Origin of the sequence: Streptomyces olivochromogenes, assembly GCF_001514115.1 — a bacterium.
GTDB lineage: Bacteria > Actinomycetota > Actinomycetes > Streptomycetales > Streptomycetaceae > Streptomyces > Streptomyces olivochromogenes.
This window is the reverse complement of sequence record NZ_KQ948461.1, coordinates 345,411-361,782: the sequence shown is the minus strand read 5'-3', so window position 1 is coordinate 361,782 and position 16,372 is coordinate 345,411. Positions and strand designations below refer to the sequence as shown.

General features: G+C 69.6%; 18 protein-coding genes. 10 read left to right on the top strand and 8 right to left on the bottom strand.

Annotation, left to right across the window (positions count from 1 at the left end):
- Nucleotides 1-194: 194 nt before the first annotated feature.
- The 3 genes from AQJ27_RS29165 to AQJ27_RS58900 form a co-directional block, all read right to left on the bottom strand.
- Nucleotides 195-1,361 carry an MBL fold metallo-hydrolase gene (locus AQJ27_RS29165; RefSeq protein WP_067375053.1) on the bottom strand — a complete coding sequence of 389 codons (1,167 nt, stop codon included), beginning with the start codon at nt 1,359-1,361 and terminating at the stop codon, nt 195-197.
- Between the two features lie 234 nt (nt 1,362-1,595).
- A complete protein-coding gene (locus AQJ27_RS29160) occupies nt 1,596-2,165 on the bottom strand; it encodes a Rossmann-fold NAD(P)-binding domain-containing protein (RefSeq protein WP_235613718.1) in 570 nt (189 codons plus the stop codon).
- Nucleotides 2,162-2,329 (bottom strand): hypothetical protein, encoded by a 168-nt coding sequence (locus tag AQJ27_RS58900; protein ID WP_235613719.1) that lies wholly within the window; start codon nt 2,327-2,329, stop codon nt 2,162-2,164. The genes AQJ27_RS29160 and AQJ27_RS58900 overlap by 4 nt, the downstream gene beginning before the upstream one ends.
- A gap of 58 nt (nt 2,330-2,387) precedes the next feature.
- Here AQJ27_RS58900 and AQJ27_RS29155 point away from each other — a divergent pair, with 58 nt between their 5' ends.
- Nucleotides 2,388-2,702, top strand: a complete 315-nt coding sequence (locus AQJ27_RS29155) for a MarR family winged helix-turn-helix transcriptional regulator (protein ID WP_341866105.1) — start codon at nt 2,388-2,390, stop codon at nt 2,700-2,702.
- A gap of 50 nt (nt 2,703-2,752) precedes the next feature.
- Here AQJ27_RS29155 and AQJ27_RS29150 read toward each other — a convergent pair whose 3' ends face one another.
- Together AQJ27_RS29150 and AQJ27_RS29145 are read right to left on the bottom strand one after the other, a co-directional pair.
- A complete protein-coding gene (locus tag AQJ27_RS29150; protein WP_067375049.1) occupies nt 2,753-3,502 on the bottom strand; it encodes an SDR family NAD(P)-dependent oxidoreductase in 750 nt (249 codons plus the stop codon).
- A 69-nt stretch (nt 3,503-3,571) separates the two neighbouring features.
- A complete protein-coding gene (locus tag AQJ27_RS29145; protein WP_067375046.1) occupies nt 3,572-4,318 on the bottom strand; it encodes an SDR family NAD(P)-dependent oxidoreductase in 747 nt (248 codons plus the stop codon).
- Nucleotides 4,319-4,476: 158 nt separating this feature from the next.
- Here AQJ27_RS29145 and AQJ27_RS29140 point away from each other — a divergent pair, with 158 nt between their 5' ends.
- Nucleotides 4,477-5,070 carry a TetR/AcrR family transcriptional regulator gene (locus tag AQJ27_RS29140; RefSeq protein WP_201264402.1) on the top strand — a complete coding sequence of 198 codons (594 nt, stop codon included), beginning with the start codon at nt 4,477-4,479 and terminating at the stop codon, nt 5,068-5,070.
- 124 nt (nt 5,071-5,194) lie between these two features.
- Here AQJ27_RS29140 and AQJ27_RS29135 read toward each other — a convergent pair whose 3' ends face one another.
- Both AQJ27_RS29135 and AQJ27_RS29130 read right to left on the bottom strand, forming a co-directional pair.
- A complete protein-coding gene (locus AQJ27_RS29135) occupies nt 5,195-5,647 on the bottom strand; it encodes an organic hydroperoxide resistance protein (RefSeq protein ID WP_067375044.1) in 453 nt (150 codons plus the stop codon).
- A 227-nt stretch (nt 5,648-5,874) separates the two neighbouring features.
- On the bottom strand, nt 5,875-6,486 hold the full coding sequence (locus AQJ27_RS29130; protein WP_067375043.1) for a TetR/AcrR family transcriptional regulator: 612 nt from the start codon (nt 6,484-6,486) through the stop codon (nt 5,875-5,877).
- 163 nt (nt 6,487-6,649) lie between these two features.
- On the opposite strand from AQJ27_RS29130, the gene AQJ27_RS29125 reads away from it, so the two are divergent.
- From AQJ27_RS29125 to AQJ27_RS29095, 7 genes are all read left to right on the top strand, one after another.
- Nucleotides 6,650-7,222: an ester cyclase gene (locus AQJ27_RS29125; protein ID WP_235613720.1), complete on the top strand. Its 573-nt coding sequence runs from the start codon at nt 6,650-6,652 to the stop codon at nt 7,220-7,222.
- Nucleotides 7,223-7,576: 354 nt separating this feature from the next.
- Nucleotides 7,577-8,452: an AraC family transcriptional regulator gene (locus AQJ27_RS29120; RefSeq protein WP_067375038.1), complete on the top strand. Its 876-nt coding sequence runs from the start codon at nt 7,577-7,579 to the stop codon at nt 8,450-8,452.
- Nucleotides 8,453-8,665: 213 nt separating this feature from the next.
- Nucleotides 8,666-10,657 carry a maleylacetate reductase and hydroxyquinol 1,2-dioxygenase domain-containing protein gene (locus AQJ27_RS29115; RefSeq protein ID WP_067375036.1) on the top strand — a complete coding sequence of 664 codons (1,992 nt, stop codon included), beginning with the start codon at nt 8,666-8,668 and terminating at the stop codon, nt 10,655-10,657.
- A gap of 14 nt (nt 10,658-10,671) precedes the next feature.
- Nucleotides 10,672-12,435, top strand: a complete 1,764-nt coding sequence (locus AQJ27_RS29110) for an FAD-dependent oxidoreductase (protein WP_067375034.1) — start codon at nt 10,672-10,674, stop codon at nt 12,433-12,435.
- Between the two features lie 116 nt (nt 12,436-12,551).
- The gene (locus AQJ27_RS29105; protein WP_067375032.1) at nt 12,552-13,334 is read left to right on the top strand and encodes a CoA transferase subunit A; all 783 of its coding nucleotides are present in this window, start codon (nt 12,552-12,554) and stop codon (nt 13,332-13,334) included.
- Nucleotides 13,334-13,978, top strand: a complete 645-nt coding sequence (locus tag AQJ27_RS29100; RefSeq protein WP_067375030.1) for a CoA transferase subunit B — start codon at nt 13,334-13,336, stop codon at nt 13,976-13,978. Before AQJ27_RS29105 ends, AQJ27_RS29100 begins: the two co-directional genes overlap by 1 nt.
- A 50-nt stretch (nt 13,979-14,028) precedes the next feature.
- Nucleotides 14,029-15,219 (top strand): thiolase family protein, encoded by a 1,191-nt coding sequence (locus AQJ27_RS29095; protein ID WP_067375028.1) that lies wholly within the window; start codon nt 14,029-14,031, stop codon nt 15,217-15,219.
- A 15-nt stretch (nt 15,220-15,234) separates the two neighbouring features.
- On the opposite strand, the gene AQJ27_RS29090 is transcribed toward AQJ27_RS29095, so the two are convergent.
- A complete protein-coding gene (locus AQJ27_RS29090) occupies nt 15,235-15,696 on the bottom strand; it encodes a MarR family winged helix-turn-helix transcriptional regulator (protein ID WP_067375026.1) in 462 nt (153 codons plus the stop codon).
- Nucleotides 15,697-15,781: 85 nt separating this feature from the next.
- Here AQJ27_RS29090 and AQJ27_RS29085 point away from each other — a divergent pair, with 85 nt between their 5' ends.
- Nucleotides 15,782-16,342 (top strand): NADPH-dependent FMN reductase, encoded by a 561-nt coding sequence (locus AQJ27_RS29085; protein ID WP_067375024.1) that lies wholly within the window; start codon nt 15,782-15,784, stop codon nt 16,340-16,342.
- Nucleotides 16,343-16,372 lie beyond the last annotated feature (30 nt).

Genomic DNA, 16,372 nt, shown 5'->3' with positions numbered 1-16,372 from the left:
CCCCCACCACCGATAGCCAACCCACCCGAGCACCACAACCATCAAACGAACCCGACCCCACCCCCGCAAAAACATGAGACTCCACCACGGCGACCGTCCACGACAGCGCGCGGAACTCTCCGCGCAAGCACCCACGCGACCCAGGTCGACACAGGGCCGCGAGACACCGCTCGCGGCCCTGTTGTGCGTCGGAGTTACGGCTGCTGCTGGGCCGGAGCGGGGCGGGCGCCCGCCGGGTGACGGGCCTTGGAGACGGTTGAGGCCGCGTCGGACGCAGGCGCTGCCACCGTGCGCCACCACGGGGCTTGCGGCAACTCGCCGCCCGGTTCGAAGGGTTGGCCCGGTATGGGCAGGGCAACCCGAGCACCCGCTTCAGCAGCGGCCGCGTACGTGCGCTCGGCGGGCTCCTCCCACGGATGCGGGGCCAGGTTGAAGGTGCCCCAGTGGATCGGCAGCAGCACTCCGTGCGGCTCGCCTCCGCCCAGGTCGAGGTGGGCGCGGAGACCCTCCTCCGGTGTCATGTGGATGTCCGGCCAGAAGTCGCTGTAGGCGCCGATCTGCATCATCACCGCGTCGAACGGACCGTGTACCGCCCCGATTTCGGCGAAGCCGGGAAAGTAGCCCGTATCCCCACTGTGGAAGACCCGGTGCCTGGGCCCGGTCACCACCCAGGACGCCCAGAGCGTGCGGCGGTGCAGGGCTCGTCCGCAGAAGTGCCGGGCGGGTGCGGCAGTCAGTGTCAGACCTGCGACCTGTGTCGACTCGTGCCAGTCCAGTTCCGTGATCCGTTCGGGTGCGACTCCCCAGCGCTCCAGATGCGCCCCCACACCCAACGGGGCCGCGAACCGGGCGCCCGTGCCGACGAGCGCGCGAATGGTGGGCATGTCCAGATGGTCGTAGTGGTCGTGGGAGATCACCACCACGTCCACGGGGCCGAGGTCCTCAAGGGGCAGCGGGACCGGGTGGAGTCGTCGGGGTCCCGCGAAGCCCACCGGTGAACAACGCTCGCCCCATACCGGGTCGAACAGCACCCTTGCTCCGTCGATCTCGGTGAGAACGGTGGAGTGCCCCGTCCAGGTCAGTCGCAGACCGGAATCCGGCGCCGCGTCGGGTCCCGTGAGGGCCGGTCGGTGCAGGGGGATCGCCGTGGCCGGCCTGCGCCGGACGCGATCGGCCCGGTGAACGTTCGTCCGGGCCAAGTCGAGCGCGGAGCCGGAAGCCATGGTCAGGGTGACCGTCGGATTGCGGAAGCTGCCGTCGGCGTACTGAGGAGATGCCTGCATACGCTCCAGTCGTGCACCGGTGGGGATGCCACCGAAGGCGGCGGGGCGAAGCAACCGCCCGAGGCGCGGCAGAGGCATGAGAGGTCTCCGTACTGATAGCAGGGTGGGCCGAGGCTGCGATGAGACGGAAGGTTCACCGTCGACCTACCGCCTCGACGAACAGCCCTCGGGGTTTCCGCAGGATCTGCGACCCTGAATGTAGTCACTGGAAACAATGATGTCAACGACAACAATGTCGCCAGTGTCTACATCTTCTGGGCATGGCCATGCGACGGCTGGAGCACTTCCGTCGGGCGGGGCGGGCCGTGTCGTTCAGGCGTTGCGCGGCCGCCGGGCGTCGTGGACGTCGTTGACCAGCTCTGCCGTGGCCTCCCACAGCGCACGCTGAATCGCTTCGCCTCGCCCGATCTCGGGGCACTGCAGGGGCTTTGCGGTCCTGGCGGCGAAGTAGCCACCGGTACTGTCGGCCAACTCGGGGTCGGTCGCGAGCTTCACGATGATGTCGGCCCCGTGCTGGGGGTCGCCGATACTCAGCGCGGTGAGGACCCTTTCCAGGGCACCGGCGAGGGGGAGCTCGCGCCCCAGGCCGGTGGCGTTGAAGCCGGGACAGCAGCAGGTGACCGCGACGCCCGTGCCCTGGAGCCGGCGGCCGAGTTCCTGGGTGAACATGATGTCCATCAGCTTGGACCGGCCGTACCGCGGGCTGGACCCGAGGCGCGTGAAGTCCGCGGTGTCGGTCAGGTCCCGCAACGGGTCGATGGTGTCGGCCCGCAGCGAGGCCCGGGAGGCGACCGTGACGATCCGGGCGGGCGCGGACGCCGTGAGCCTGCCCCGCAGGATGTCGGTGAGCACCCACGGCGCGAGGTAGTTCACGGCGGTCATCTCGGCGTATCCCTCCGAAGTGACCCGCTGGGAGAAGGCACGGCCTTCGGTCGGCCGCGTGCGACGACACCGAGGCGGGCACCGCGGCGGGCCAGGTCCAGAGCGGCGAGCCGGCCCATGCCGTTCGTCGCGCCGGTCATGACGATGACGGGCCGCAGATCCATGCGGTTCTCCCCCTCGAGTTGATGTCGAGGTATCGCATCAACTGCCCGTACGAAGGTCTTGCAGGTGCTCGGCCGTCGGGGCGCCGTACGTCAGTCGGTACTGGCGCAGGAGCTCGGCCAGGCCCCGCGGTCGGTCACCCAGTCCGTCGAGGCGCTGGAGCGGGAGGGACTGGTCGAGCGGACCGCGGATCCTCATGACGGGCGCTCCAGGCTGGTGCGCCTCGCCCCGGAGGGCGCCAAGGCTCTCGCCGCGGGGACCGCGGCGGGGGAACAGGTGTTGCGGGAGGTCTTCGGACCGATGGGCGCCGAACAGCTGGGGAACTTGGACCAGTTGCTCGACGCCCTCCGGGCCGGCCTGTCGGGGGGCGCTTGACCTGCCGCGACGCGACGGGGTCGAGAGCCCCCGCTCGACGGGCTCCCGCCTCAGACTTGTGCCATGCCGCCGTCGACGGTCAGTTCCATGCCTGCGCAGAAGCTGCTCTCGTCGGACGCGAGGAAGACGGCGGCCGCGGCGACTTCCTCGGGACGTCCCATGCGTCCGAGCGGGATGACGGATGCGAAGGCCTCCTTGATCGCCTCGACGCCTTCCTTGGAGTCCGCCTGGCTGTCCATGATCGGGGTGTCGATCGGGCCGGGACTGAGGACGTTGACCCGGATGCCGCGGCCCTTGAGCTCCTTGGTCCAGGTGCGGGCGTAGGAACGCAGGGCGGCTTTGGTGGCGCTGTAGGTGGTGTACCCCTCGACGCCTATGCGGCCCGCGATCGAGCCGACGAGGATGACCGAACCGCCGTCGTTCATCAAGGGCAAGGCCTTCTGGGCGGTGAAGAGGGTGCCACGGGCATTGACGTTGAAGGTGCGGTCGAAGCTCGCTTCGGTGATCCGGCCGAACACCTGCGGATCGACCAGACCCGAATTGGCGACGACGACGTCGATCTTCCCCTTGTCCTCCGCGACGGTCCGGAAGAGCCGGTCGAGGTCGGCGGAGACGCTGACGTCACCCTGGACGGTCGTGACGTTCCTGCCGATCTCGTCCTTCGCCTTGTCCAGTTCGGGCCGGCGCCGTCCGGTGATGAACACGAAGGCACCTTCCTCCACGAACTGTTGCGCGGTCGCAAATCCGATACCGCTGCTGCCGCCGGTGACGACGGCGACCTTGCCGTCCAGCCTGTTCATGGCGGTGACCTTTCATGTGTGCGTCGTATCAGCTCTGATGCCCGGTCCCCGCATAAGGAGCGGGCGGGTTCAGATGGCGGTGCGGCCGCCGTCGACGGCGATGGTCGCGCCGGTGACATAGCCGGCCTTCGGCGAGACGAGGAAGGCGACGACCTCGGCGACCTCGGCGGGCTCGGCCGCGCGTTTCATCGCGGTGGTCTCGCCGAGGGCGTCGAACAGGTCGCGGGCCTCGGGCCGGGTGTACACGGGACCGGGGGCAACGGTGTTGAAGCGGACGCCGCGGCCGCTGTACTCAGCCGTCCAGCCTTGCGTCAAGGATGCCAGCGCGGCCTTGGTCGCGCCGTACGCGGCACCGGTGGCCAGGCCGAGACTGCCCGCCATGCTGCCTATATTGATCACGTTACCCGATCCCCTCGCCGCCATCGCGGGGGCGAATGCCGCCACAAGGAAGAACGCCGCGCGGACGTTGCCGGCGAACATCGCGTCGTAGTCGGAGACCTTCATCTCCTCGGTCGGTGCCCAGACCGCGTGCCCGGCGTTGTTGACCAGGACGTCGATCTCACCGGCCTCGGCGGCGAGCCGGTCGATGCCGGCCGAATCCTCGAGATCCGCCTCGACGAACCGGGCGTGGCCGCCGGCCGCGGTGATCTCGTTGACGGTCTCGGCGCCGCGCCGGGCGTTGCGGCCGGTCACGACGACTGACATCCCGTCGGCGGCGAGCCGCTTGGCGATCGCCCGGCCGATGCCGGACGTGGCCCCGGTGACCAGGGCGGTAATGGGTTGCAGGTCGAGGTTGTCCTCGCGCTCCACAGACATGGGATGCGCCTTCCAAAGATGTCATCCAGACCGGTCTGTCTGGCAACAATTCCAACCTAGACAGACCTGTCTGGATGAGTCAAGGGAGACAGGTGGGGATCGGCGGGAAATGGGCGAACAATTGAAGACAGACAGATCTGTCTGCTAATGTTTCACCCATGTCTGAGAAGGTCCTGTCCCCCCGGGAACGCAGCGTGGCCGCACGGGCGCGGCTGCTCGCCGCCGCCAACGAGCTGTTCTACGCCGAAGGAGTCCAGTCGGTCGGGATCGACCGCGTCATCGAGCACGCCGGAGTCGCCAAGGCAACGCTGTACAGCGCCTTCGGGAGCAAGGACGGACTGGTCCGCGCCTATCTCCAGGCACGGCACACGGCGACCGCCGAGCGCATGGCACGCGAACTCGAAGCCCGCTACGACACCCCGAAAGAGCGCCTGGTCGGCGCGTTCGAGGTGCAGGGTCTGTCGTTCACCGAGCCTGGGTTCCGCGGCTGCGCGTTCATCAGCGCGAGTGCCGACGCGCCGCCCGGCGGTGTCGTCGAACAGACCGCCCAGGACTACCGCACCTGGTTGCACGAGCTGTTCTTCGACCTCGCCCAGCAGGCAGGCGCCACGGACGCGAAGTCACTCGCGCACCAACTGATCCTGCTCTACGACGGCGCCGGGATCAGTGCCTGGCTGGACCGCGACCCCAGCGCCGACACAGCGGCCCGCACCGTGGCCGCGGCCCTGGTCGAGGCCGCCGTCCCGGACTGAGACGGACCACCCGCGGCGACCGTGCCCACCTGTCGCCGTACCGCGCCCACCTATCGCTGTGGTGGCCCGACCCAGGAGGAGCCGCTCCCCCGCCGGGAGTGAGCCAGGTCCAGGCGGCGCCGACTCAGTCGCCGACGCCCGAGTCGACCTCGTGACCGTTGGCGGTCAAGGTGACGTCGATGTTGCCCCGGGTGGCGTTCGAGTAGGGACACACCTGATGTGCTGCGGCGACGATCTGCGCCGCCCGCTCGGGATCCGAGATCTGTGGCAGGGTCACGCGAAGCTCCACGGCCAGTGCGAAGCCACGGTCCTCGGTGGGCAGGAGGCTGACACGGCTGTCGATCGAAGCGTCGCCGGTTTCGACCCTTTCGCGACGGCCCACCACGCCGAGTGCGCCCTCGAAGCAGGCCGCATAGCCCACCGCGAAGAGCTGTTCGGGGTTCGTGCCACCCCCGTCGCCGCCCATCTCCTTCGGCACACGGAGCTGGACGTCCAGGACTCCGTCCTGTGTGCGCCCGTGGCCGCTCACACGGCCGCCGGTCACGGTTGCCTCCGCCGTGTAGAGAACTCGTGCCATCTCGGTCTCCCTTCCGGACCGCCGGATCGCCCCGGCTCACGGCCGGGACCTTTCCAAAGTCTGCCGCTGATCGCACCTCGACGAACCCATCCGTAGGGCACGAGCGACGCGATCGGCCCGAGCAATACCCCGCCGGGAAGCCGCCGGAATGAGTCCTGAGCGCGTATGGAACTGTCGAGCAGCGTCCGGACCAGCGCCGTCGCACAGGCGGCTTTCGGCGAACGGTGTCAGCGAAGGGTGGCGACCGAAGTGCGGTAGAGGACTTCCTCGGCGCGCTCCCATGACCAGCCGTTCTCCACCACGAGCGTTCGCCAGCCGGTAGGACCGAACCAGTACCAGAGCAGGTCTGCCGTCTCCTTCACCGAATGGGAGGGCGGCGGAGTCAGGTGGTGCAGATGGTGGGCGGCCGCGCGGAGTGCGTCCCGGTACGCCGCGGTCGCGCGCTCCCACAGCGCCTCGCCGTTCTCATGCACGGGCAGCGCCTTGTGGATCGCTTCATGCACGGCGAACTGCCCCTCGTTGCCCATCCGCGTGCCGTGGGCCAGGGCTTTCAGGACCGACTCCGGCGTCCGCAGGGCGAGCAGGTCCTCCATGGCCTGCTCGTAGCCAGAGGCGATCACGCCCTGGTCGACGATCCGGTTCAGGATGTCGCTCTTGCTCCCGACGCTCGCGAAGACGGTCTTCGAGGCGACGCCGGCCGCCGAAGCGATGTCGGCGACGGTCACACGACCGTAGCCGTGTTCGGCGAACAGTTCCGTGGCCTGACCGAGGATCAGTGCCCGCGTCCGTGCGGCGGCCTGCTCGCGCAGCGGGGAGACGTAGCGGCGCTTGGACGGCATGGTGTCATCCTAAGGGTGAATTCATTAGGCGTGCTATAACCTCAATATCTCGCCGACCGGCCTCACGCTCGGCACCGGCTACGACCGCGCCACCTGTCCCCTCGGACCGGTCGCCGTCACCCCTCAGATCGCACACCCGCCGAAAGGGATCAACGCAATGGGCATGGATGCCACGGACCTGGCCCACGGACTCTTCCGGGTCCTCGAGACAGGCGATCCGGCACTGGCCGCCGAGGTGGTGCACGAGGACTTCCACAACCGCGAGGCAGCCGTGTCACCCACGGCCTGCGCACTCCCCGGACCGGCGGGAGTCCTCGCCTCCGGCGCGTGGATGCGCTTCGCCTTCAGCGACCTGGCCTTCCCCGTCCTCGGCATCGCCCACAACGACGAGCAGGTCTGGGTACGGCTTCGTATGCAGGGCCGCCACACAGGCCCCTTCGTCCGCTTCCGTGACGGCGCTCTCGACCAGGCCATACCCCCCACCGGTCGTGACATCGACTTCGAGCAGATCCACGTGCTCGAACTCCGCGACGGCAAAGTGGTCGGACACGAAGCGGTGCGCGACGACGTGACCATGCTGGGCCAGCTCGGCGTCTTCCCGCCCACTCCGGCCACAGCGCTGCGCATGGTCGCCTGGCGGGTGACCGGAAGGGCCACGCGCGCCGCGACCGACGTCACGGCGAAAGCCGTCGAGGCGGCCGGCCGCCCGCAGGGCAACCCGGGACCGAGCCACTGAGCCGCTGAGCCTCCTCGGCGCCCTGGCAGGCCAGGCTCCACCGGGATGACACGGACAACGTTCACGCAACCGCCCGACGACCGTGTCGTCCCGAGCCGCCGCACCTCCGGCGGGGTCACCATCGGCGAGGCCGCCATCGGTGGGCCCCGGTCCGGCCGCCCACGCCGGTAGTGGGTTGGGTTCCGGACCCGGCCCGCCCGACCGACCCGACCGTTCACCTGCGTCCCGCCGACCGACCCGCCCCCTCTCCGACGGGAATATCCGCCAATGATTTAGCACTCAACAATATGGACCGGATCGCCGACCGTATGGGAGGCTCGCATGGGCACCACCGCCGAGATCGGGGATGGAACTATGTCTGAGCTGGGGCTCCTCGACACCGGTGGCATCCTGCGCCAGGCCTGGGTCGCCCCGGAACGGACGAGCTCGGGTCTGGGCTGGGAGCACGCGTATCTGTCCACCCAGCGGGAAACGCCGTACCGCTCGACCTTCGACGGTGCGCCGACTCATCTGCTGATCCTTCACCTCAGTGGCCCGGTGACCGTCCGACGCCGGTCCGGCCGGTCGGTGCGGGCCCAGCGGATTCCGGCAGGAGGGCTCTTCGTCCACCCGGCAGGTCGCGCGCTGGATGTAGAACTCCAGGGTGGCCTCGACACCGTCCACCTCTATCTCAGCGACTCGGCCCTCCAGGAAGCGCACGGCGGCCGTGAGGCGGTGGAACTCGCCGAGGAACTGGGCAGCTCGGATCCCCTGATCGAGCAGGTCATGCTGGCTCTGGACGGCGTCGTGCGGCAGTGGGAGCCCTCCGCGCGCACCTACGTCGATCACCTCGTCGGCATGCTCGCCGCCCAGCTCGCCCACGCGCACACGGCCGGTCGGCCCGCCGCTCCGGCCGGCGCGATGTCGGGACTGACCACTCAACAGCTCGTGTCCGCACGGGAGTTGATGGAGCAGCACATCTCCGACCCGCTGCGCGTCTCCGATCTGGCCGCGGCCACCGGGCTCAGCGCGAGCCAGTTCAGTCGGCAGTTCAGGACCAGCACCGGAAAATCTCCGCACCAGTTCCTGTTGCAGCTGCGGCTGGACCACGCACGCCGGATGCTGCGCACCACGGTCCTGCCCATCCCCGACGTGGCCGTCCACTGCGGCTTCTCCCATCAGGAACACCTGACGCGCGTGATGCGCGCCAAGCTCGGCACGACCCCCGCCGCGGTCCGGCGCGCGGGCTGACGACGCGTTCCGCGGCCCGCCCCGCCCCTTTCCTGCGGCGCAGCACAGGCACCGCATCCACCTCGCGCCCCCACCTCTCGCCCCGCCCGGGCAAGAGCACCGCGCCGATCCTGCAGAAACACGCTCGAAACGTGCAGGAGTCAAAGCGCCCGCCGTCCCCACACTCAGAGTCAGAAATTCAGGGACCCACGGCACACGCGAAGGCGGACCCCCATGAGGAATTTCGTGTACACCTCCCATCCCTCGCGGATCGTCTTCGGCACCGGAACGGTCGGCCAGGTCCGTGAGGAGGTCGAGCGACTCGGCTGTTTTCGAGTCCTCCTCCTGTCCACTCCGTCGGTGGCCAAGGCCGCCGCCCGAGTCCGTGATGTCCTCGGTGACGTCATCGTGGCGGAGTTCGACGGCGCCACCATGCACACTCCGGTCGACGTGACCGAACGGGCCCTCGACGTCCTTCGGGAACACTCCGCCGACTGCCTGGTGGCCGTCGGCGGCGGTTCCACCACGGGGCTGGCCAAGGCACTCGCGCTCCGCACCGATCTGCCGCAACTGATCCTTCCCACCACCTACGCGGGTTCCGAAGTCACCCCCGTCCTCGGCGAGACACAGGACGGACGCAAGAACACGGTGGCCTCCCCCGCGATCCTGCCCGAGACCGTCGTCTACGACGTCGAGTTCACCCTCGGCCTGCCGGTGGGCCTGTCGGTCACCAGCGCGGTCAACGCCATGGCACACGCCGTGGAAGCCCTGTACGCGCCACAGGCGAACCCCGTCATCGACGCCATGGCGCTCGACGCGATCGCGCTGAGCGCCCGCGCCCTGCCGGCTCTCGTGGCCGAGCCGTCCGACACCGAGGCCCGCGCCGACCTCCTGCGTGCCGCGTGGCTGGCCGGTACCTGCCTCGGCTCCGTCGGTATGGGCCTGCATCACAAGCTGTGCCACACGCTGGGGGGCGCGTTCGACCTGGCGCACGCCGCGACACACACCGTGATCCTGCCGCACGCGATGGCCTACAACGCCCCGGCCGCTCGGTACGCCATGACCCGCATCGCCGGCGCACTCGGCGTGCCGGACGCTCCGAGCGGGATGTTCGACCTGATCACCTCGCTCGGGGGCCCCACCTCGCTGCGTGAACTGGGCATGGCGGAGGCGGATCTGCCGCAGGCCGCGCGGCTGGCGGTCGCCACGCCGTACCCCAACCCCCGTGAGCTGACGGCCGGGGGAATCGAGAGCCTGTTGGGCGATGCCTGGCAGGGCCGCCGGCCGACGGTTCCCGCGGCGCCGGCTCCTGCTCCGCGAACCCCTGGGCTGTCGGCCCCCGCGGCGCACGGAGTGGCTTCGGACGTGGAGCGCCTGACCGCCCAGGTCGTGGAGAGCTTCGCCGACGCACCCGATCCGCGGGGCAGGCAGCTGCTCAGCGACCTCGTACGGCACCTGCACCACTTCGTGACGAGCAATGACGTCACCGAATCCGAGTGGGAGCAGGCCATCGACTTCCTGACCCGCACCGGACAGATCTCCACCAGCACCCGCCAGGAGTTCGTGCTGCTGTCCGACACACTCGGGGTCTCCAGCATCGTCGACCTGCTCACCCATTCACGCACCCCGCAGACCACACCGTCAGCGGTCCTCGGCCCCTTCTACACGGACGGCCCGCCGGAAACCGCACAGGGCGGCGACATCTCACAGGGGGTGGCCGGCATCCCCCTGTGGGCCGACATCCTCATCACCGACACGGACGGACGGCCCGTACCGGATGCCGTCACGGACGTCTGGCAGGCCAACAAGGACGGTTTCTACGACGTCCAGTTGCCCGAGTTCGACGGACCGGTGCTGCGGGGCCGCCTGCGCACCGACGAACAGGGACGCCTGCGCTTCTGGACGACCCTGCCGGCCGAGTACCCGATCCCGGACGACGGACCGGTGGGACAGCTGCTCCAGGCCGTCGAACGTCATCCCTACCGTGCGCCCCACCTGCACTTCATGATCTCCGCCGCCGGCCACCAGCGCCTGGTCACCCAGTTGTTCGTGAAGGGCGGCCACTACATCGACTCCGACACCGTGTTCGGCGTCAAGGAGGGCCTGATCGTGGATTTCGCACCCCAGGTAGGGCCGACCCCGGACGGCCGTGCCGTCGACGGGGAGTGGCGCAGCCTGCAGTTCACCTTCCGCATCGCCCGCCTGGCCGACGGCCCCGCACACTGACCTGGAGCAGTCTCATGGACTCGACCCACACCTACGACACCGACGTCCTCGTGGTCGGCAGTGGCCCCGCCGGTGGATCCGCGGCCCTGCTCCTGGCCACGTACGGCATTCGCACCCTGCTCGTCACCAAGTACGGCTGGCTGGCCGACACCCCCCGCGCGCACATCACCAACCAGCGCACCATGGAGGTACTGCGCGACCTCGGCGTGGACGGCGAAGCCGCCGCGGCCGGGAGCCCCGCCGAACTCATGGGCGACACCGTTCTGTGCACCGCCCTGGCCGGCGAGGAGATCGGCCGGATCCGCAGCTGGGGCACCGGCCCGCACGCGGCGACCGAGTACGGCGCCGCAAGCCCCGCGCAGATGATCGACCTTCCGCAGACCTTTCTGGAACCGATCCTGGTGAAGAACGCCGCCGCGCGGGGAGCCAAGATCCGTTTCGACACCGAGTTCCTCAGCCTGGAACAGGACGCCGACGGCGTCACCGCCCGGCTCCGGGACCGGGTGCGCGGAGACGAGTTCACCGTGCGAGCCCGCTACCTGATCGGTGCGGACGGCGGCCGCAGCAGCGTGGCGGAACAGATCGGACTGCCGATCGCCGGGCAGAGCGGCAAGGCCGGCAGCATGAACATCGTCTTCAAGGCCGACCTGTCCCGGCACGTGGCCCACCGCCCGAGCGTTCTGTACTGGGTGATGCGGCCCGGCGCCCACATGGGCGGCATCGGCATGGGGCTGGTGCGCATGGTGCGGCCGTGGAACGAATGGCTGCTGGTGTGGGGATACGACATCGACCAGCCCCCGCCCCACATGGACGAGGCGACCGCCCGTGACATCGTCCACGACCTCATCGGCGACCGCGACATTCCCGTCGAGATCACGTCGAGCTCGCTGTGGACGGTCAACCACAGCTATGCCACGACGTATTCGGCCGGGCGGGTCTTCTGCGCCGGGGACGCGGTGCACCGGCACCCGCCGTCCAACGGCCTCGGTTCCAACACCTCGATCCAGGACTCGTACAACCTCGCCTGGAAGCTGGCAATGGTCATCCGCGGTCAGGCAGGACCAGGGCTCCTCGACACGTACACCGCGGAGCGGGCACCGGTCGGCCGGCAGATCGTCGATCGCGCCAACCTCAGCCGCGACCAGTTCGGCCCGATCTTCCAGGCACTGGGACTCGACGAGTACAGCGAGGAGGAGGACATCGTCGACGGTCTCGCCGCGTGCCGCAGCGGGACGGCCGAGGGCACCAAGCGACGGCAGGCGCTGGAAGAGGCCATTCAGCTGAAGAACTACGAGTTCAACGCCCATGGCGTCGAGATGAACCAGCGCTACGACTCCTCCGCGGTCGTCCAGGACACCGGCACCACCGAGGAATGGACCCGGGATCCGGAGCTCTTCCACCAGCCGACGACCCGCCCCGGCGCGAAACTCCCGCACGCCTGGCTCGTCGACGGGTACGGCCACCGCCTGTCCACACTGGACCTCGTCGGCAAGGGAACCCTCACACTGATCACCGGCCTGTCCGGTGGCGTGTGGGAGTCGGCCGCGGCCGACTGCGCCGAGGTCCTGGGGATTCCCCTGAAGTGCGTCCGCATCGGCGCCGAGGACAGCCGCGACGCCTACGGCGAGTGGCGCCGGACATCGGAAGTGGCCGAGGACGGGTGCCTGCTCGTCCGCCCGGACGGGCACATCGCCTGGCGGGCCTCTTCGGCGCCGGACGCCGACTCCGCGGCATACGGCGAGCTGCTCGAAGCCCTGAGGACCGTACTGCACCGCTGACGACCACGACGCGACACCCGCGTACAGCCACACACTCACACCCCCACACGGAAACCCGAACAGAGGCAGACACCGCTCGGGGCGAGTCTGCCGGACCGGAACGGAGCGCAGTGCACATGGACAAGGTGGTTGCCACGGCCGAGGAGGCACTGGCAGACGTCATGGACGGAGCGTCCCTGGCCGTGGGCGGCTTCGGCCTCAGCGGCGTCCCCGACGTGCTGATCCGCGCGCTGTACGCGACCGGTGTGACCGGGCTGAGCGTGGTCTCCAACAACTGCGGCGTGGACGGCGGCGGCCTGGGCATCCTGCTCGCCGCCGGTCGCATAGCCCGCGTCACCGGCTCGTACGTCGGCGACAACAAGGAGTTCGCGCGCCAGTACCTCTCCGGTGAACTGCTGGTCGAACTGACGCCGCAGGGCACGCTCGCCGAGCGCCTGCGCGCCGGCGGATGCGGCATCCCCGCCTTCTTCACGCCCGCCGGTGTCGGTACCCAGGTCGCCGAGGGCGGCCTGCCCTGGCGTTACGCCCCCGACGGCACCGTGGCCGTCACCTCACCGCCCAAGGAGGTGCGCGAGTTCGACGGCCGGCGTCATGTGCTCGAGCACGGCATCACCACCGACTTCGCACTGGTGCGGGCCGCCAGGGGCGACCGCCACGGCAATCTCGTCTTCCACCGCTCGGCCCGTAACTTCAACCCGCTCGCCGCGATGGCCGGCCGCGTCACGATCGCCGAGGTCGAGCAGTTGGCCGAGCCCGGCGAGCTCGACCCGGACGAGATCCATCTCCCCGGTGTGTTCGTCCAGCGTGTGGTGGAACTGACGCCGGAGCAGGCCGCGGACAAACACATCGAACGGCGCACTGTCTCCGCGCCGTCGGCACGAGGGACGGTGCGGCACTGATGGCATGGACCAGGGACGAGATGGCCGCACGCGCGGCGGCGGAGATCCAGGACGGCGACTACGTCAACCTCGGCATCGGACTGCCCACGCTGGTGCCCGAGCACGTGGCCGAAGGAGTGCACGTGGTGCTCCAGTCGGAGAACGGCGTCCTCGGCGTCGGGCCGTACCCGGCCGAGGAGGACGTGGACCCCGACCTGATCAACGCGGGCAAGGAGACGGTCACCGTGCTGCCGGGTGCGAGCTTCTTCGACTCCGCGTTGTCCTTCGGAATGATCCGGGGCGGTCACATCGACACCGCCATCCTGGGAGCCATGCAGGTCTCCGCCACCGGAGACCTCGCCAACTGGATGATCCCGGGCAAGATGGTGAAGGGCATGGGCGGTGCGATGGACCTCATCCACGGCGCCCGCCGAGTCGTCGTCGTGATGGAACACTGCGCCAAGGACGGCAGTCCGAAGCTCGTCGAGGTGTGCACCCTGCCCCTCACCGGCGTGGCCTGCGTCGACCGCGTCATCACCGACCTCGGCGTGCTGGACGTCACCGAGGACGGACTCGTCCTCGTGGAGAGCGCTCCCGGCGTCAGCACGGACGAGATCGTCAGCCGTACCGCCGCGCCCGTGCGCGTGCCGGACCCCGTCGACTGACCCCGCTTCAGCACTCCCCTCCCCAACTCCCCCCACCGCAAGGAGTCCTGATGAACGAGCGCCTGCGGGACGTCTACGTCGTCGACGCCGTCCGCACCCCGATCGGCCGTTACGGCGGCGCCCTGTCCGCTGTGCGCCCCGACGACCTCGCCGCCGGAGTCGTACGGGAACTGCTCCGCCGCAGTCCCGCCCTGGACCCGTCCCTCATCGGTGACGTGTTCTTCGGAAACGCCAACGGCGCCGGGGAGGACAACCGGGACGTCGCCCGTATGGCCGTGCTGCTGGCCGGTCTTCCCGTGACGGTCCCCGGAACCACCGTCAACCGGTTGTGCGGCTCGGGGATGGAGGCGGTCATCCAGGCCGCCCGCGCGGTGGCGCTCGGCGACGCCTCCGTCGCCGTGGCCGGCGGAGTGGAGTCCATGAGCCGCGCCCCATGGGTCCTGCCCAAACCGGAGCGGGCCTTCCCGGTCGGCAACCAGGAGCTGTACTCCACCACCCTCGGCTGGCGGATGGTCAACCCGCGGATGCCCGAAGCGTGGACCATCCCGCTCGGCGAGAGCGCCGAGCTGATCGCCGACAAGTACGGCATCACCCGCGAGACCCAGGACGCCTTCGCGCTCGCCAGCCACGAGAAGGCCGCCCGGGCGTGGAAGGACGGTGCGTACGACGCCGAGGTGGTCCCCGTCGAGGGTGTGGACCTGCCCCGCGACGAGGGGATCCGGGACAACACCTCACTCGAAGCGCTGGCCCGCCTCAAGCCGGTCTTCCGTGCGGGCGGCACGGTCACGGCCGGCAACGCCTCGCCTCTCAACGACGGCGCGGCGGCCCTGCTGCTGGTCGACGAGGACGGGCTGGCCGAGACGGGCCGTGAACCGCTGGCCAGGATCCGGGCCAGTGCCGTGACGGGCATCGACCCGCGGTACTTCGGTCTCGGCCCGGTCGACGCCATGCGCAAGGCCCTGACGAAGGCGGGCCGCTCCTTCGACGCCCTGCACACCGTCGAGCTCAACGAGGCGTACGCCGCCCAGTCGCTGGGCTGTCTCGCCGCCCTGCCGGAACTCGACTCCGGCATCCTGAACCCGAAGGGCGGCGCCGTCGCCATCGGGCATCCCCTCGGCGCCTCCGGCGCTCGTATCACCGGAGCGGTCGCCCATCAGCTCGCGGAAGCGGGCTCGGGCACGGGCCTGGCCGCGCTCTGTATCGGTGTCGGGCAGGGCCTGGCCCTGGTCCTGGAGCGCTGAGGCGACCGCCACCGGTCAGGGTGTCGTCGCCACGCGTTCGAGTGCGGCGGTGAGCGCGGCGAGGTCGTGGCCGGCGAGGTTGTCGAGGACGTGCCGCCGGATGCTGGTCAGGTGGGCGGGCCAGGCCTCCTGGAGACGGGCGAGGCCCTCGTCGGTGAGGACGGCGTTCCAACCGCGCAGGTCTTCCTGGCACTTGGCTCGTTGGACGAAGCCCTGCTTTTCGAGGCGGTTGACGACACGGGTCATGCCGCTGAGCGAGAGGTTGCAGGCGGTGGCGAGCTCACTCATCCGCATCCGGCGGTGGGGCGCCTCGGACAGGAACATGAGCGGGGTGTACTCGGAAAGGGGCAGCCCTCCGTCGCCGACCATGTCCGCGTCCACCAGTCGCGGCAGCGCCATCATGACGTGGGCCAGGGCGCGCACGAGCGATTCCTCGGTCTGGTCCAAGGGGCGCAGGGGCTGTTCGTCGTAGGGCATGCCTCACACCCTATCTCCTTGACACGGCAAGCACTCATACATTTACTTGACTCGACAAGCACACAGACAAGCGAAGGTGCAAAACATGACAAGGATCGGCATCATCCTCGGCAGCACGCGCCCCGGACGCAACGGCGAGGCCGTCGCCCACTGGGTGCACGAGCTGGCCACGCACCGCACCGACGCGCAGTACGAGCTCGTCGACCTGGTGGACTACAAGCTGCCGCTGCTGGATGAGGCCTATCCGCCGGCGATGGGCCAGTACAGCCAGCCGCACACGCAGCAGTGGGCCGCGAAGATCGCCTCGTTCGACGGCTTCGTCATCGTGACCCCCGAGTACAACCACTCGGTGCCCGGCGCACTGAAGAACGCCATCGACTTCCTGGCGGCCGAGTGGGCCAACAAGGCCGTCGGCTTCGTCAGTTACGGCTCCACCGGCGGCGTCCGCGCCGTCGAGCACCTGCGTCTGATCGCCGGTGAACTGCAGATGGCGGACGTCCGCTCCCAGGTGGCGCTCTCCCTGTTCACCGACTTCGAGAACTTCAGCGTCTTCAAGCCCGCCGACAGCCACCGTGACGCCGTCACCGCCACCCTCGACCAGGTCGTGGCGTGGAGCAACGCCCTCGCTCCGCTGCGCGTCGGCTGACGCGACACATCACGGGGCGCCGCCCACCCG

What these genes read in the sequence shown, in the direction of transcription:
- AQJ27_RS29165 (WP_067375053.1), bottom strand. Translation starts at nt 1,361, where the DNA reads ATGCCTCTGCCGCGCCTCGGGCGGTTGCTTCGCCCCGCCGCCTTCGGT.
- AQJ27_RS29160 (WP_235613718.1), bottom strand. Translation starts at nt 2,165, where the DNA reads ATGACCGCCGTGAACTACCTCGCGCCGTGGGTGCTCACCGACATCCTG.
- AQJ27_RS58900 (WP_235613719.1), bottom strand. Translation starts at nt 2,329, where the DNA reads ATGGATCTGCGGCCCGTCATCGTCATGACCGGCGCGACGAACGGCATG.
- AQJ27_RS29150 (WP_067375049.1), bottom strand. Translation starts at nt 3,502, where the DNA reads ATGAACAGGCTGGACGGCAAGGTCGCCGTCGTCACCGGCGGCAGCAGC.
- AQJ27_RS29145 (WP_067375046.1), bottom strand. Translation starts at nt 4,318, where the DNA reads ATGTCTGTGGAGCGCGAGGACAACCTCGACCTGCAACCCATTACCGCC.
- AQJ27_RS29140 (WP_201264402.1), top strand. Translation starts at nt 4,477, where the DNA reads ATGTCTGAGAAGGTCCTGTCCCCCCGGGAACGCAGCGTGGCCGCACGG.
- AQJ27_RS29135 (WP_067375044.1), bottom strand. Translation starts at nt 5,647, where the DNA reads ATGGCACGAGTTCTCTACACGGCGGAGGCAACCGTGACCGGCGGCCGT.
- AQJ27_RS29130 (WP_067375043.1), bottom strand. Translation starts at nt 6,486, where the DNA reads ATGCCGTCCAAGCGCCGCTACGTCTCCCCGCTGCGCGAGCAGGCCGCC.
- AQJ27_RS29125 (WP_235613720.1), top strand. Translation starts at nt 6,650, where the DNA reads ATGGATGCCACGGACCTGGCCCACGGACTCTTCCGGGTCCTCGAGACA.
- AQJ27_RS29120 (WP_067375038.1), top strand. Translation starts at nt 7,577, where the DNA reads ATGTCTGAGCTGGGGCTCCTCGACACCGGTGGCATCCTGCGCCAGGCC.
- AQJ27_RS29115 (WP_067375036.1), top strand. Translation starts at nt 8,666, where the DNA reads ATGAGGAATTTCGTGTACACCTCCCATCCCTCGCGGATCGTCTTCGGC.
- AQJ27_RS29110 (WP_067375034.1), top strand. Translation starts at nt 10,672, where the DNA reads ATGGACTCGACCCACACCTACGACACCGACGTCCTCGTGGTCGGCAGT.
- AQJ27_RS29105 (WP_067375032.1), top strand. Translation starts at nt 12,552, where the DNA reads ATGGACAAGGTGGTTGCCACGGCCGAGGAGGCACTGGCAGACGTCATG.
- AQJ27_RS29100 (WP_067375030.1), top strand. Translation starts at nt 13,334, where the DNA reads ATGGCATGGACCAGGGACGAGATGGCCGCACGCGCGGCGGCGGAGATC.
- AQJ27_RS29095 (WP_067375028.1), top strand. Translation starts at nt 14,029, where the DNA reads ATGAACGAGCGCCTGCGGGACGTCTACGTCGTCGACGCCGTCCGCACC.
- AQJ27_RS29090 (WP_067375026.1), bottom strand. Translation starts at nt 15,696, where the DNA reads ATGCCCTACGACGAACAGCCCCTGCGCCCCTTGGACCAGACCGAGGAA.
- AQJ27_RS29085 (WP_067375024.1), top strand. Translation starts at nt 15,782, where the DNA reads ATGACAAGGATCGGCATCATCCTCGGCAGCACGCGCCCCGGACGCAAC.